The following is a 12,842-nucleotide window of genomic DNA, read 5'->3' on the forward strand; positions in this document are numbered from 1 at the left end:
TCCCCGACCCCGTCGCCCTCGCCGACCCCGGCCGCCCCGGTGCGACCGGTGCTCACCCTCGCCCAGGCCGAGGTGCCGGCCACAGTAGACCTGAGCGCGGTGGGCACCCGGGACTGGGTCCACTGGGGACTGCGAGGCGGCGGCTCCACCGTCCGCAAGCGCAACGGCAGCGGCGAGATCCGGGACGAGGGGGGCAGCGGCACCCGCGGCGGCTGGGACGGCAACCAGGAGACCTTCAGCTGGCGCGACGGGGCGCCCGTGGAGTCGGTGCACGACACGGCCACCGGGGTCTACACCTGCGGCACGGGCAGCGGGTTCGCGCTCGCCGTGGCCGGCGACGGGAAGTTGCGCACGGTCCGCCTCTACGCCGGCATCTGGATGGCCCGGGGCAGGCTGGAGGCCCGGCTCTCCGTCGGCGGGCCCAGCCGGACCCTGCGGCTGGAGGATCCGCACACCAGCCGCTCGGCGGAGTTCACGGTGCGGTTCCAGAGCCCGAAGGGCAGCCGGCTGGTGCTGACCTGGACGGTCGAGGAGGTCCTCACCGGCCACTGCGGCAGCGTGGGCCTCCAGGCGCTGGCGGTGCACTGACCCGCCGACGGGCAGCAACGGACGGCCGCCCGGCTGCGGGAGCGGGCCAGCGGTTGAGCCGCCGGGACAGTTTGTCCGTCGCGCCGAGCCGGTGGCGTCGTACCTTTCTGCTGTCCATCTCCGACCATCCTCTGTGGAGGCATCGCCGATGAGCATCGTCCGCACCGTCCGCCCGGCGCGCGAGGCCGGGGAGCCGTCCGGCGAGGTGCTCCGGGACATCCCGCTGCCGCCGTACGTGACCGCCGAGGACACCCAGTTCGCGGTGCGGGCGGTGGTGGTGCACGCGCCCCGGCGCTGGTCCGGCGGGACGATTTGCCGCAACGACGCCAGCCCGCACCCGTGCCGGCTGCACCGCTGGGGGACGCGGGTGCTCGCGCTGCGCGGCCTGCGCGCCGCCGACATCGCGGCGCTGATCGAGCGGGGCGACCCGGCGGCCGTGGTCCCGCCACCGGACCGCCCCGGCGCCTGACCGGCGTGGGCCCCCGCCCCATGGCCGGGAGCCCACACCCGGCTCAGCAGGCGATCGGCTTCATCCAGGAGCATTCCCGGTCTTCCGGGGCGGGCGGCGCCTCCGGCGCCGCCGGGGGCGCGACCCGTGCCGAGGCTCGGGTCTGCTCGGTGTACGAGGCGAGCGCCACGGCGATCTGGTCCTCCAGCCCCTTGACCGACGAGGCCAGGTAGTTGTTGAGCAGGATCGAGAACGCCAGCACCCGGCCGTCGGCGTCGGTGACGTAGCCGGAGAGGCCGGAGACCCCGGTCAGGCTTCCGGTCTTGGCGTGCACGTTGCCCGCCGCGGGGGTGCCCCGCATCCGGCTGCGCAGCGTCCCGCCGACGAAACGGTCCGGATCCCCGGCGATCGGCAGCGCGGCGTACCAGGCGTCGAACCAGGGCTCGGCGCGGGCCGCGGCCAGCAGGTCGACGAACTCCGCCGCCGGGATCAGGTTGCGCCGGGAGAGCCCGGAACCGTCACGCTGGCGCAGCGTGCCGGTATCCATCCCGGCCCCGGCGACGTACCCGCCGATCGCGGCCAGCCCGGCCGACCAGGTGCCGGAGCCGGAGGTCACCCGGCCGATCTCCTTGGTCAGCACCTCGGCGTGCCCGTTGTTGGAGAGCTTGAGGAACGGCACCATCAACTCGGCGAGCGTCATCGAGTCGTGCCGCGCCACCTCGGCCGCCCCCGCCGGTGTGGCCTGGTCGAGCACGGTCCGGCCGAGCACCCGTACGCCGTGCTTGCGCAGCGCCGTCCGGAAGACGTCGGCGGCGTACCCGGTGGGCTCCCAGACCGTCACCCAGTCGCTCGTCGGCGTGTTGCCGACGGCGATCTGCCCGGTTACCACGACCGTGTTGTTGCCGTGTTCCCGCTCAAAGGAGATGGAGGTCCTCCCGGCGGCCACCGTCTCGGCCCGGTTGTCGATCCGCAGGTACCCGGTGGCCGGCGTGGTGGTGATGACCGGGCGGGCGCCGGCGGTGGCGCCCGGCGCCGCGGTGACGATCACGGTGCCGGCGTCGTAGTCGGTGTCCGGTGCCACCGTCAGCGCGGAGACCTGCGCGGCGTAGTACCAGGGCTGGTCGTCCCAGGCCCAGTCGGGGCCGAGGCGGGTGCTGTCGTAGCGGGTGTCGTCGGCGACCAGGTTGCCGGTGACCACCCTGATGCCGGCGGCGGCGACCCGCGCGGCCAGCGCGTCGTAGTCGCCGGCGAGCAGGGTCGGGTCGCCGCCGCCGCGCAGGTGGAGGTTGCCGGAGAGTACGCCGCCGCGGCGTGCGCCGGTGGTGAGCACGTCGGTGCGGAAGCGGTGGTCCGGGCCCAGCAGTTCCAGTGCGGCCGCCGAGGTCAGCAGCTTGGTGTTCGACGCGGGGATCAGCCGGCGGTCCCCGTTGCGGTGGTAGACGGTCTGCCCGGAGGCGGTGTCGACCACGACCACGGCGGCCTGCGCGCCGTCCAGCCGTGGGTCGGCCAGGATCGCGTCGATGGTGGCGTTCAGCCGGGTCGCCGCCGGGGTCGGCGACTCGGCGGTGGCGGCGGTGGGCGCGCCGGCGATGGCGGCGGCAGCGACCAGGGCCACCAGCGCGAGCGTCCGGGGAAAGAGACGACGATGCATGGACTGATGCTGCCACGGAGATATCTGCCAGAGAAGGCTGGCAGCCGAAGGAAAATTTCCTCCGCGGGTGGAGCGTCCGCGACCCGGTTACCCCGGTTCGGCCGGATCACGCCCGACGGGTGGCCTGGGGCGACGGACGCCTCGTCGCGGCGGACCCGATCCATCGCACCGGCTTTCCGGGCCGCGCGGGACCACCTCGCCCCGCTGCGGCGCCCGACAGGGCCGGCGATATCACGACGGACGGCACCGCGTGGTGCGCGACCCGCGGATTCACCTGATCGGGTACGGATTGCCGGCGATCACGGTCGGCGCCGGCCGGGCCGGCCGCGCGCTGGCCCGCGAGGTGCGGGCGCCGGCCATCCGCCCGGAACTGACCGGCCTCTATTTGACGGATCGGTCGGCAGCGGGCACCGTAGGCCGTGTGGGCCCTCTGGCTGCCCCGACGGCGACGGTGACGACCCCGCTCGCCCTTCCATCGCCTCCCGCGTGCGCTCGTCCGCGGGCCGGTCCCGGTCCGCGCCGCGAATCCGAGAAACCACGAGGAGTTCCGCCATGCTCACCATGACCGACAACGCCGTCATGGTCATCCGTGACCTCGCCAACCAGCAGGATGTCGCCGAGGAGGGCGGGGTGCGCATCGCCGCCGACACCGAGGCGGGCTCGCTCACCGTCGAGCTGGTCCCCGAGCCGGCCGAGGGTGACCATGTGGTCGACAACCAGGGCGCCCGGATCTTCCTGGACTCCGACGCGGCCGACCTGCTCGGCGACGCCTCCGTGGACGCCACCGTCGACGACGAGGGCATCGTGCAGTTCGGCTTCACCGAGAAGCGGTGACGGCGGGTCAGCCGGCCCGGCGGGTCTCCCCGCCCCGGTGCGGCCGGGCGCGGCGTCCCCGTTCGGGCTGACCGTCCCGCCACGGCCCGGCCCGGGAGTCCCAGGCCGGGCGGCGCAGCGTGGCCAGCACGTGCGCCAGGTGGTGGGAGGTGCTCCACGCCGCCCAGTTGCTGGTCGACCCCGCGCCGGCGGTGCGACGCGCCCGCCGGAGGATCTCGTGGTCGCCCCAGGAGAAGGCCGCGCCGGCGGCGGGCCAGTGCGGGGCCGAGACCAGGGTCCGGCACAGGTCCGCCACCCGTTCGTCGCTCCGCCCGCCGCGGCGGGACCAGCGGTAGACCCACCAGGCGCCGTCGGTGGTGTAGCGCATGGTGGGCAGCCGGTCGCCCGGCTGGTCGGCGCCGGGCACCGCCGATCCGACGCCGTAGTCGCCGTATCCGACGCCGAGGTCGGCGAGGCGCTGCCAGAGCTGCCAGTCCCACCGGTCGAGGCGGACCGGCTGATCGGTGGGCAGGCGGGCCAGCGCCGGTGGCAACCCGCCCGCGGCCACCCAGACAGAGCGCCAGGCGTGCCGGCGGGCCCACTCCAGCAGCCGGCGTACCCGGGGTTCGGTTACCCGCACGTCGGCTCGGCAGCACACGTCGCCCGCGTCGACCAGCAGGTCGCACTGTTCGGGCACCAGCCGGGCGTACCGCCAGATCCGCTCCACCGCCGCCGTGGTGGCGTCCGGGCCGGCCCGGTCCTGTCCGAGGCGGAGCCGGATCACCGCCCGGCGGGTGTGGGCCCGCGCCGCCGCACCGTGCGCCACCAGCCGCCGGTCGCTCTCCACCAGCCCGATCACCGGCACCAGCGGTACGCCCCAGCGGACCAGCTCGGTCTCCGGCGCGTCGGGCAGGGCGCTGACGTCGACCGCCGGAACCAACCCCTCGGGCAGCCGCCCGAGGGCGTCCAGTGTGTACGAGTCCGATGTGGACACCTGGAGAACCGGGGCGAGCAACGGCGTGTCGATGCCGTCGAGGTGGCAGAGCGCCTCCAGCTCGCCCCGCCGGCTGGCGAGGATGGGGCGGTAGACCGGTTCCGCCGCCCGGCCCCCGTGGGCGGGCACCATACCCCAATGTAGCCAGACATCGGCGGATGTCACAGGCCGTCCGGCCCCGGGATCCGAGCTCAAGCTGCGCTGCGTGGGCCGGGAGCCGGTGACGGTCGCCGACGACTGACCAATGCAGCCGCAGGTCAGCGGGGTAGCTACGAGCGACGTCTGTCCTTGATCGGACAGTCCTGCGGGTGGTTGCCGGCTGATCCTGCGGCATACGTTCGACCACAAAGGGTGCCGGTCGCCGCTGATCGCCCCCAGTCAGCACAATCGCCTCATCGCCGTCGTGCCGAGCGGTCGCGAGGGGAGGACCCTGCATGCTCAGCTCGAGATCCCGGCGTTGGGCGGCGGCACAGCCCGAACCGGGGGCTGACGACGCCGCCCGCGCGGACGCGGACCTAACCACCTGCGCCACTGTCGGCCTGCCGCCGACCGCGCGGGTGCTCTTCGCGGTGGTCAACTCCCACGGCGGCCTGGTCCGAGGGCTCGGCGTGGCCGGGGCCAGCCGGCTGGCCACCGGGATGTACCAGGTCGTCTTCGACCAGGACGTCACGGCCGCCGGGTTCGTCGGCACGCTGGGCCTGGCGGGCAGCGCCGGTATCGCGCCAGCCGGGGAGATCGCGGTCGCCGGCCGGACCGGCATCCCGAACGCGGTATTCGTCTCCACGTTCACCAGTGACGGCACCTCCGCCGACCGCCCGTTCCACCTGGCGGTGCTGGCCTGACCCGGCCGCACACGAGCGCACGGCGCCGTCCGACCCGGAGATCGGAACGTCGCCGCGCTCTGGCCGTCTCCCACCACCGCAGCCGTACGGCGGTACGCCAGCGGGGACTTGGCTACCGGTCACTGCCCGGTTCCGGTCTCGATCCCCGTTCACCGGCTGTCCAAACCTCGCGCCCGCGGGGAAGCCCCCCGTCTGCGAGTCCCCGGCGTTACGGCGGGCCGCACCGGGTATGAGCGGGCATGGAGCATTTCCCGATCGCGACCGTCGCCGAGAAGAGCCCGGACTTCCGGCGGGTGCTGTGGACCGGCAAGCACACCCAGCTGGTGATCATGACGATCCCGCCGGGTGGGGAGATCGGCGAGGAGGTCCACGAGGACATCGACCAGATCCTCACCTTCGTCAGCGGCACCGGCGAGGCCCGGGTGGCGGGGGAGAAGCGCGAGGTCGTCCAGGGCGACCTGGTGGCGGTGCCGGCCGGCACGAGGCACAACTTCGTCAACACCGGCCCCAACCCGCTGGTCCTCTACACCGTCTACGGGCCGCCCGAGCACGCCGACCAGGCGGTACACCGCACCAAGGAGGAGGCGGACGCCGCCGAGGCCGCCGGCGAGGACGAACCGCCGGCCGGCTGACCGGCCCCCGCCGCGTCCGCCCGTTTCCGGCCGCCGGGCGGCACCGGGAGGCGGCGACCGGCGGCAGGCCGGATGTGGCTCGTCTGGGCCGGGCGGATCGGGGTACCCGCAACGGGTGGACCAGCGGGCGATCTCTGACTACGGGTTCCTCTCCGACTGCCGCTCGGGCGCGCTGGTCGGACGGAACGGCTCGATCGACTGGTGGTGCCCGGACCGGTTCGACAGCCCCTCCGTCTTCGGGCGGCTGCTCGACCCGCACGCCGGCCACTGGCGGCTGGCGCCGGTCGCCGTCGGCCTGCCCGGACATCGGGTCGAGCGGGCCTACCGCCGGGACACGCTGGTGCTGCGCACCGTCCACCACGCCCCCGAGGGCAGTGTCGCGGTCACCGACGCGCTCGCCGCCGAGATCGGCGCGCGGGGGCACCAACTGGGCATGAACTCTCCGGCGGTGCTGCTGCGCGTCGTCGAGGGGCTCAGCGGCCGGGTCCGGATGGGCCTGGACTTCCGGCCCCGACCGGACCACGGCCTGCTGACCCCGTACCTGCACGACCAGCCGGACGGCTCGGTGCGGGCGGTCGCCGGCGCGGTGGAGCTCACCCTGCGCGCCGATGGGCTGCCCTTGCATGCCGAGCGGGACCGGGTCCGCCAGGAGTTCGAGGTCTCCGCCGGCCAGGTGATCGGGTTCGACCTCGCCTATGGCCGGACGTACGGCGACCCGCCGGTGCGGCTGGACCCGACGACGGCGCTCGCCGAGACCATGTGGGCCTGGGAGGCGCTCCGGGAGGTGCACCGCTACGAGGGCCGCCACGCCGAGCTGGTCCGGCACAGCGCGACCGTGCTCACCGGCCTGACGTACGCCCGCAGCGGCGCCGTCGCCGCCGCACTGACCACCTCTCTGCCGGAACGGATCGGCGGCGACCGCAACTACGACTACCGCTACTCCTGGCTGCGCGACTTCGCGATGACCATGCGTGCCTTGTGGGTGGCGGCCTGCCCGGACGAGGCGTCGCGCCTGTTCGCCTGGGTGGCCCGCTCGATCGGCCGGGTGGGCGATGACCCCGTGCCGGTGCTCTTCGGCCTGGAGGGGGAGCGGGACATCTCCGAGCACGAGGTGCCGCACCTGCGCGGCTTCCTCGACAGCCGGCCGGTGCGGTTCGGCAACGACGCCTGGCGGCAGCGGCAGCTCGACGTGCCGGGCGAGGTGATCTCGGCGGTCTGGCAGCTGCGCGACTACCTCGGCGGCAGCTTCGGCGAGGAGTTGCGGGAGATGACGCTCGGGTTGACCGAGCAGGTGGCCGGCACCTGGCGCCTGCCCGACCGGGGGATGTGGGAGACCCGCGACGCCGACCGGCACTACCTGTCGTCCAAGGTGCTCTGCTGGTCGGCGATGAGCCGGGCGGTGGAGCTGGCTCCCAGGCTGGGTGAGCGGGCCGACCCGCGCCGGTGGGCGGCCATCCGCGACGAGATCCGGGCGGCCGTGCTGCGCGAGGGGTGGAACGAGGAGATCGGCGCGTTCACCGGTGCCTTCGGCTCGCGTGAGCTGGACGCCTCGGTGCTCTACCTGCCGGTGGTGAACTTCCTGCCGGCCACCGACCCGCGGATGCGCTCGACCATCGCGGTGCTCGAGCGCGAACTCGGCACCGAAGAGGGTCTGCTGCGCCGCTGGAACACCGACCCGGCGGGCTTTCTGCTCTGCTCGTTCTGGCTGGTGGAGTGCCTGGTACTGGCGGGTGAGCGGCGGCGCGCCGAGGAGCTCTTCGAGCGGGTGGTGACCCATGCCAACGATGTCGGCCTGTTCAGTGAGCAGGTCGACCTGGCTACCGGGGCGCAGCTCGGCAACACCCCGCAGGCGCTGTCACACATCGGGTTGATCAACGCGGCCTGGCGGCTGACCGACCCGACCACCGAGTGAGGGTGCTCGCCCCGGCCACCCCGCGCCCGTCGCCCACGCCGTGGCCCGGCGGCCCGCCCCGCGCCCGTCGGCCCGCAGGCCCGGGCCGGTCCCGTCGGTCAGGCCGGCAGCACCGGGAGGTCCGCGACGTCGACCGTCTCCGGATACTTCAGGCCGGCCCCGGTGTTGAGCACCACCACCCGTTCGCCGGCCCGGATCCACCCGCCGGCGCGCAGGTGCCGGGCGGCGGTCAGGCAGGCGGCCCCCTCTGGGCAGAGCAGCAGCCCCTCCCGAGCGGCGAACTCCCGCAGGTCGGCCAGGAGTTCGGCATCGTCGACCGCGATCGCGGTGCCGGCGCTCTCCCGCAGCGCGGTCAGGACCAGCTCGTCGCCGAGCGGCGCGGGCACCGTGATGCCGAACGCCACGGTCCGCGCATCCGCCCAGGGCCGCGCCCGCTCCTCGCCGGCCGCGAAGGCCCGGACGATCGGGGCGCACCCGGTCGACTGCACCGCGACCAGGCGGGGCAGCCGGTCCTCGATCCACCCCAGCTCGCGCAGCTCGTGCACCGCCTTGTGGATGCCGATCAGGCCGACCCCGCCGCCGGTCGGGTAGATGATCACGTCGGGCGCCTGCCAGCCGAGCTGCTCGACGATCTCGTACCCCATCGTCTTCTTGCCCTCCAGCCGGTAGGGCTCGCGCAGCGTGCCGGCGTCGAAGACCGCGCCGCCGGAGTCGGCGACCAGCCCGGCGACCAGCCGGCCGGCGTCGCTGATCAGGCCGTCGACCAGACGCAGGTCGGCGCCGGCGGCCACGCACTCCCGCCGGCAGATGCCCGGGGCGGCCACCGGCATGACGATGGTCGCGCCGATCCCGGCCCGGGCCGCGTAGGTGGCCCAGGCCGCGCCCGCGTTGCCGTTGGTCGGCATGGCGATCCGCGCCACGCCCAGCTCCCGGGCCCGGCTCACGCCGACGGCCGCGCCGCGCGCCTTGAACGAGCCGGTCGGCGTGAGCCCCTCGTCCTTCACGATCAGGTCCGGGATGCCGATCTCCGCCCCGTACGCCGGGGCGCGCAGCAGCGGCGTCCAGCCCTCACCCAGGGTGGTCACGTGCCGCGGGTCGGCCACCGGCAGCAGCTCCCGGTAGCGCCACAGGTCCGCCGGGCGCAGCGGGAAGCGCTCGGGGGTCACCACCCTGGCTACCGCCGCCAGGTCGTAGCGGGCCAGCAGCGGGGAGCCGCAGCCGCAGAGGTTGGCCGGTGACGCGGCGTCGTGCTCCCGGCCGCAGCGGGGGCACTCCAGGTGGGTCAGGTACACGCTGCTCCTCGCCCTCAGCCAGGGTCGATGCGCAACCAGCGCCGGCTGTGCCGGCCCGGCTCGTAGACCGAGTCCAGCCGCTTCGCCACCACTCCCGGCAGCCCCTGCTCCCGCGCGGTCCGCAGCGCCTCGGCACCGGTGCCGGGGAACCACGGCGGAGTCTGCCAGTGCGGTCCGGCCAGCGCCAGACCGTCGAGCAGCTCCCGGCGCTGCGTGTACGGCAGGTCGGTGCTGGTCACTCCCTCCAGCCAGAGCAGGTCGAACAGCAGGTACTGGGCGTCGCCGCCGGCCCGGCCGCCGCGCGCCGGGCGTACCCGCCCCGCGCCGTCGATCCGGACCAGGGCGCCGTCCAGTACCGCCTCCGTGGGCGCCATCTCCTCGGCCAACTCCCGCAGCCAGGGGTACGCCCCGGTGACGTCCTCGTCGGTCTCCGAGAGCAGCCGCAGCCGCCCGCCGGAGACGTACGCCACCGCGCGCACCCCGTCCCAGCTCAGCTCGTACCCCCAGTCGGCCTGGTCCTTCGGCAGCCGGCGGCCCGGCGTCGGGTGCATCGGGCGGACCAGCTCCGGCATGCTCGTCCAGCCCTCGGGCGCCGGGTCGGTACGCCGGACCATCCAGTCCCGGCCGCCCTTGCCGCCGGTGGCGAAGAGCGCGTACCGACCCGCGGTGCGTTCGCCGTCGAGCACCACGATCACCTCGTCGTCGCGCCACTTCTCGCAGCGGTAGGTGCCCCGGTCGTGGATGGTCATCTTCCCGCCGCCGTACTCGCCCGCCGGGATCTCACCGTGGAAGTCGAGGTACTCCATCGGGTGGTCCTCGGTGCGCACCGCGAGGTGGTTGCGGGCCGGGTCGCGGGGCAGGCCGCGCGGCACCGCCCAGGAGGCGAGCACGCCCGCGCGCTCCAGGCGCAGGTCCCAGTGGAGGCTGCGGGCGTGGTGCTGCTGGATGACGAAGCGGCCGCGGCCGTCGCCCGGACCGCCGGGCTCCGGGGTGCGCTCCGGCACCGGTTCGGGCGTACGCGTCGCGTCGCGCCGCCGCCGGTACTCCTCCAGCCGGTCCGCCACACCCGCATTCTCCGGCAATCCCGGCCGCCCCGCCGGCCGCGCGGATGTCCCGTTCCCCACGCGCCGCATGCGACGGCGATGGCGGGTTTGGCCGATTCTCCGGTGTGTGGGGGCGATCACGGGTAGAACCGTCGGCATGGACAGCGACCAGCCCACCGTCCTGCTCCCGGGCGAGGTGCGGATGCCCCTGCTCGGTTTCGGCACCTGGCAGGCCACCGGCAAGGCCGGATACGACGCCGTGCTGGCCGCGCTCGACGCCGGCTACCGGCTCGTCGACACCGCCACCATGTACGGCAACGAGGAGGAGGTCGGCCGGGCGGTGCAGGAGAGCGGGCTGCGCCGGGAGGACGTCTTCCTCACCACCAAGTTGCCGCCGGAGCGGGTGGGCCGGGAGCGGGAGACCATCGAGGAGAGCCTGCGCTTCCTCGGCACCGACTACGTCGATCTGTGGCTGGTGCACTGGCCGCCGTCGAACCCGGCCGACAGCATTCCGGTGTGGCGCGAGATGCTCGCCGCCCGTGACGAGGGCCTGGCCCGCGCGGTCGGGGTGAGCAACCACAGCACCGCCCAGATCGACGAGCTGATCCAGGCCACCGAGGAGAACCCGGCGGTCAACCAGATCCGTTGGAGCCCGTTCCTGTACGACCGGCAGCGGCACCGGGAGCACCGGGACCGGGGGGTCGTGCTGGAGGGATACAGCCCGTTCAAGACCAGCGACCTCGCGCAACCGGTGCTGACCCGGATCGCGGCGGCGCACGACGTGTCGCCGGCCCAGGTGGTGCTGCGCTGGCACATCGATCACGAGATCGTGGCGATCCCCAAGTCGGTGACGCCGGAGCGGATCCGCGCCAACGCCGACGTCTTCCACTTCTCGCTGACCGCCGAGGAGATGCGCGACATCGACGCCCTCGGCGCCACCTGACCGCGGTCGCGGTCGACCCGGCCGTGGCCGCCGGGTTGCCAAATTCCTTCAGTCGAGTGACCGGCTATGAAGGGTATCGACATAGACGCTCGTGACGGTATAGCGTGCCCGCCATCACGTTCATCGATCTGTCGGACACTCTCCGCCGTCGCTGAAGGAGCGCCATGGCAATGTCACGATCCATCCGTCTGCGGCGCCGAGGTCTGCTCGGCATCCCGGCCCTGGTGGCCGCCGCACTGACCGTTGCCGCCCGACCCGGCGCGGCGACCGCCGCCCCGAAGGCCGAGTGCCTGGCCGACCTGCTCAGGGAGTCCTGATGGCGACCATCCCCTGGTTGGCGGACGTGCTGCGAGCGGCCGGGGTGCAGGTCGTCGTCGAGGGCGACTGGCTCAACCGGATGCGCCCCGGCTCCTTCGACCCGATCGGCGTGCTGTGGCACCACACCGCGGCCACCTCCAGCGCCACCAACCCGCACCCGGCGCTCAACATCTGCATCAACGGCCGCTCCGACCTGCCCGGCCCGCTCTGCCAGGCGCTCGTCGACTACCACGGCGTCTTCCACGTGATCTCCGCCGGGCGCTGCAACCACGCCGGCACCAGCGGCGGCAGCGGGCCGATCCCAGCCGGTGACGGCAACACGATGCTGATCGGGTGGGAGATCGACTACAACGGGGTCAGCCAGGAGATGACGGCGGCCCAGTACAACGCCTCCATCGCCGCCACCGCGGCTGTCCTCACCCGGCTCGGCAAGGACGCCAGCTACGCCCGGGGGCACCGGGAGACCAGCACCACCGGCAAGATCGACCCGTCCTTCATCGACCTGAACGTGATGCGGGCGGACGTCGCCGCGAAGATGGCCGGCGGCACGGCGTGGTCCTCGATCGTGGACAACGCCACCGCCGGGCGGTTCACCGCCAGCGCCAACTGGGGCGTCTCGTCCTACTCCGGGCAGCGCTACGGCGGAGACTACCGCTACGCGGACCCGGTCGCGGCCAGCGATGCCGCCTGGTACAAGTTCAACGTCCCAGCGACCGCGAACTACCGGGTCGACGCCTGGTGGCCGGCCAACTCCGGCTACAACGCGTCGACGCCGTACATCGTGGCCACCACGACCGGCAACAAGACTGTCTACGCCGACCAGCGGGCGAACGGCGGGCAGTGGCGCATCCTCGGCACGTTCACGCTGCCGGCGGGGGACGCCAACCGGGTGGCGGTCAGCCGGTGGAGCTCCGCCAGCGGCCTGATCATCGCCGACGCCGTCCGGCTCACCCGGGTCTGACCGGGCCGGCGGTGGCGCCGGGGCGGCAGGGCCGCCCCGGCGTCAGGTCAGGCGCGCGAGCAGGCGACGCCATTGAGGGTGAAGCTGGTCGGGGAGGAGTACGTGCCGCTCAGCGTCCCCTGGTAGCCGAAGCTGGCCGTGCCGCCCGGCGCGATCGAGCCGTTCCAGCTCACGTTCCGTGCGGTCACCGTCGATCCGCTCTGGCTCACCGTGGCGTTCCACGCGTTCGTCACCTGCTGCCCGGTGGGCATTGAGTAGGTCAACGTCCACCCGTTGATCGCGCTCGACCCGGTGTTCGTGATCTGCACGTCAGCGGTGAAGCCGGTGTTCCATGCGTTCGGCGTGTACTTGATCGCGCAACCCGAACCACCCGGCGGCGGCGTGGTCGGCGGGGGAGTGGTGGTG

At 73.9% G+C, this 12,842-nt stretch carries 13 protein-coding genes and 1 pseudogene; 9 read left to right on the plus strand and 5 right to left on the minus strand.

Features of this window, described 5'->3' with window-relative positions; translation table 11 throughout:
• Positions 1-588: pseudogene (locus tag C1I99_RS21595) on the plus strand (hypothetical protein); the annotation flags it as partial.
• Positions 589-736: 148 nt separating this feature from the next.
• Positions 737-1,057 carry a hypothetical protein gene (locus tag C1I99_RS21600; protein WP_111136041.1) on the plus strand — a complete coding sequence of 107 codons (321 nt, stop codon included), beginning with the start codon at positions 737-739 and terminating at the stop codon, positions 1,055-1,057.
• Positions 1,058-1,100: 43 nt separating this feature from the next.
• Here C1I99_RS21600 and dacB read toward each other — a convergent pair whose 3' ends face one another.
• Positions 1,101-2,687, minus strand: a complete 1,587-nt coding sequence (gene dacB / locus C1I99_RS21605; RefSeq protein WP_111136042.1) for a D-alanyl-D-alanine carboxypeptidase/D-alanyl-D-alanine endopeptidase — start codon at positions 2,685-2,687, stop codon at positions 1,101-1,103.
• 552 nt (positions 2,688-3,239) lie between these two features.
• On the opposite strand from dacB, the gene C1I99_RS21610 reads away from it, so the two are divergent.
• The gene (locus C1I99_RS21610; protein WP_111136043.1) at positions 3,240-3,521 is read left to right on the plus strand and encodes an adhesin; all 282 of its coding nucleotides are present in this window, start codon (positions 3,240-3,242) and stop codon (positions 3,519-3,521) included.
• A 7-nt stretch (positions 3,522-3,528) separates the two neighbouring features.
• Here C1I99_RS21610 and C1I99_RS21615 read toward each other — a convergent pair whose 3' ends face one another.
• Positions 3,529-4,626 (minus strand): beta family protein, encoded by a 1,098-nt coding sequence (locus C1I99_RS21615; RefSeq protein ID WP_199562328.1) that lies wholly within the window; start codon positions 4,624-4,626, stop codon positions 3,529-3,531.
• Between the two features lie 302 nt (positions 4,627-4,928).
• Between C1I99_RS21615 and C1I99_RS21620 the strand changes: the two genes are divergently transcribed.
• The 3 genes from C1I99_RS21620 to C1I99_RS21630 all read left to right on the plus strand — a co-directional run bounded on the left by C1I99_RS21620 (position 4,929) and on the right by C1I99_RS21630 (position 7,880).
• A complete protein-coding gene (locus tag C1I99_RS21620) occupies positions 4,929-5,336 on the plus strand; it encodes a hypothetical protein (protein ID WP_111136044.1) in 408 nt (135 codons plus the stop codon).
• A 239-nt stretch (positions 5,337-5,575) separates the two neighbouring features.
• Positions 5,576-5,968: a cupin domain-containing protein gene (locus C1I99_RS21625; protein WP_111136045.1), complete on the plus strand. Its 393-nt coding sequence runs from the start codon at positions 5,576-5,578 to the stop codon at positions 5,966-5,968.
• A gap of 115 nt (positions 5,969-6,083) precedes the next feature.
• Positions 6,084-7,880, plus strand: a complete 1,797-nt coding sequence (locus C1I99_RS21630) for a glycoside hydrolase family 15 protein (protein ID WP_111136046.1) — start codon at positions 6,084-6,086, stop codon at positions 7,878-7,880.
• Between the two features lie 98 nt (positions 7,881-7,978).
• Here the strand turns inward: C1I99_RS21630 and C1I99_RS21635 are convergent, their stop codons facing one another.
• Both C1I99_RS21635 and C1I99_RS21640 read right to left on the minus strand, forming a co-directional pair.
• Entirely contained in the window at positions 7,979-9,172 is a 1,194-nt protein-coding gene (locus C1I99_RS21635; protein ID WP_111136047.1) for a threonine synthase, read from the minus strand.
• A 14-nt stretch (positions 9,173-9,186) separates the two neighbouring features.
• The gene (locus C1I99_RS21640) at positions 9,187-10,236 is read right to left on the minus strand and encodes a DNA polymerase ligase N-terminal domain-containing protein (RefSeq protein WP_111136048.1); all 1,050 of its coding nucleotides are present in this window, start codon (positions 10,234-10,236) and stop codon (positions 9,187-9,189) included.
• 136 nt (positions 10,237-10,372) lie between these two features.
• Between C1I99_RS21640 and C1I99_RS21645 the strand changes: the two genes are divergently transcribed.
• The 3 genes from C1I99_RS21645 to C1I99_RS21650 all read left to right on the plus strand — a co-directional run bounded on the left by C1I99_RS21645 (position 10,373) and on the right by C1I99_RS21650 (position 12,437).
• Positions 10,373-11,158 carry an aldo/keto reductase gene (locus C1I99_RS21645; protein WP_111136049.1) on the plus strand — a complete coding sequence of 262 codons (786 nt, stop codon included), beginning with the start codon at positions 10,373-10,375 and terminating at the stop codon, positions 11,156-11,158.
• Between the two features lie 164 nt (positions 11,159-11,322).
• The gene (locus C1I99_RS33405; RefSeq protein ID WP_199562329.1) at positions 11,323-11,475 is read left to right on the plus strand and encodes a hypothetical protein; all 153 of its coding nucleotides are present in this window, start codon (positions 11,323-11,325) and stop codon (positions 11,473-11,475) included.
• Positions 11,475-12,437, plus strand: a complete 963-nt coding sequence (locus C1I99_RS21650; protein ID WP_111136050.1) for a golvesin C-terminal-like domain-containing protein — start codon at positions 11,475-11,477, stop codon at positions 12,435-12,437. The genes C1I99_RS33405 and C1I99_RS21650 overlap by 1 nt, the downstream gene beginning before the upstream one ends.
• A gap of 47 nt (positions 12,438-12,484) precedes the next feature.
• Here C1I99_RS21650 and C1I99_RS21655 read toward each other — a convergent pair.
• The coding region (locus C1I99_RS21655; RefSeq protein ID WP_199562330.1) for a cellulose-binding domain-containing protein at positions 12,485-12,842 on the minus strand (358 nt) is incomplete at its 5' end.

Source organism: Micromonospora deserti (assembly GCF_003236335.1).
Lineage (GTDB): Bacteria > Actinomycetota > Actinomycetes > Mycobacteriales > Micromonosporaceae > Micromonospora > Micromonospora deserti.